Annotated in this window: 1 protein-coding gene; it reads right to left on the bottom strand. The window is 62.3% G+C overall.

Features of this window, described 5'->3' with window-relative positions:
• Positions 1-40: 40 nt before the first annotated feature.
• The gene (locus tag J1902_RS18975; protein ID WP_207617920.1) at positions 41-1,156 is read right to left on the bottom strand and encodes an ABC transporter substrate-binding protein; all 1,116 of its coding nucleotides are present in this window, start codon (positions 1,154-1,156) and stop codon (positions 41-43) included.
• Between the last annotated feature and the right edge of the window lie 651 nt (positions 1,157-1,807).

The following is a 1,807-nucleotide window of genomic DNA, read 5'->3' as shown; positions in this document are numbered from 1 at the left end:
TCGAGCCCGAGTCCCAGCAGCAAAGGCACAGTGCTGCCGCTCACGCCCGCGCGAATTCCGGGACCAGCGCTTCGTACGTGATGTCCCCCTTCTTGATGCTTCCAAAGCGCTCGGCGAGGGAGGCCATGTGGTCGACGGTTTCCTTCGTTGCCTTGAACATCGGCTGAAGATTCGGGGCAATGGCCGTGCAATAGTGGTCGATATATGCTGCTGCAATGTCGGGCGCCTTGCCGCCGAGTCCGGTGGAATTGAGCAGGTCTGCAGCATCCTTCCGGTTCTCCTGGATCCACGTATTCGCAGTTTCCTGGCACGCCAGCCAGTCCTGGACGATATCCGGATGGTCCGCCGCCATGTCGTCACGAACGCCGATGGCAACAACTGCCTGGTTGCGCATGATCTCAGGCCCACTCGGATCCGCGAAATCAAGCAGGATGGCCCCCTCTGCTTCCTTGGCCACGAAGCGGGTGGAGGTCCACTGGACGGTGACGTAAGCGTCAATTCGCCCGTGCTGCAGGTTGGTGATCCCCTGGGCGGTCACACCGACGCCCAGCGCCGTGACGTCCGAATACTGCATCCCTGCCGTCTCGAGGGCAAGCTTCAACTGCAGGTCGGAGCCCGAGCCAATGCTCGTCACACCGACCATCTTGCCCTTCAGGGATTGCATTTTCTCCTCGAAGCTTGCGTCGGCGGGCGGCGCCTCGAAGCCCTTGCCGACAACGATTCCGTAGCAGGTCTCCACGGTGCGGAAGCCGACCAGCACCGGCCGTTTGCCCTTGGTGCCGTTCGCGTGGGCCGCCATGAGCAGCATCGTGTCAAAGGCGTCGCCGTCCAGGGCTCCGGCCACCATCAGCTGGACCGCTTGCAGGCCGCTTTGCGTAGTCACGTGCTTGGGAGTGTCCAGCCCGTGCTTGGCGTAGTCCTTGTGGGCCAGGTTGACGGTGTCAATGAAGAAGGAATCACCGGGGAAGGATGAGACCGAGAACGGCGTGAGTGCCTTGGTGGCCGAGGCCTCTCCCCCGCAGGCCGTCAAGAGCGGAATGGAGCCCAGCGCAGCCGCGCCAAGTCCGGCAAACTTCAACAGCGATCGGCGCGAGACCCCATTGTCCGACACCTGCAGACCGCCAAGCGACAAGCCTCTATTTCGTGACTCAAACATTAAAACTCCTCAGTGGTTGGATCGTCCTTGGTTCAATTGATGTGCCATGCATAACGCCGCGGGCCCGGTTCCTGGCATCGTTTTCCTGGCATCGTTCGTTGCCATTCATTCGGTCGCCTCCCCACGGTCCGGCGCGGAACTGCTGAGTGCGCCGCATCCCCGGGCCCTTGGATGCGAAAGTCCCGACGGGCGGCACGACCTCCATTGGTTGGAGCCGCAAGCCGGGATGTTGATGCGGCGGGGCCTGGTTGCACCCGGTCTTCACACAGCACCGGGGCCGCGCGCCTGGATTGTTTTGCCTGACATGTGCGAACACCTCACTTGCTGCCGGATACGGAAGACAAGATGTTTACCGGGCGTGACCCAAGTCTCATAAAAGAATGCATTCTTTGGAAGCGTAGTGGGCTTGGCAGGGTGATAGCCGTCACCTATCGCAAGATTTTTGGTCCCCGGACATGCAAAAGCCCCTCCTGCCGCGAATGCTGCAAGAGGGGCTTTTGGCCTGCGTAGATGATGAGCTTAGGCGTTGGCGCGGGCCTGGCGGCGGGCGCGCTGGCGCTTGAGCTCGTTGCGGGCCAGCGCGTTCTTGTGAACCTCGTCCGGGCCGTCGGCGAACCGGATGGTGCGCGCGTAGGCGAACGCGGAGGCCAG

This window comes from Arthrobacter cavernae (assembly GCF_017368795.1).
Taxonomy (GTDB): domain Bacteria; phylum Actinomycetota; class Actinomycetes; order Actinomycetales; family Micrococcaceae; genus Arthrobacter; species Arthrobacter cavernae.
Note: the sequence above shows the minus strand (reverse complement) of the source record. Positions and strands in the feature narration are given on the sequence as shown.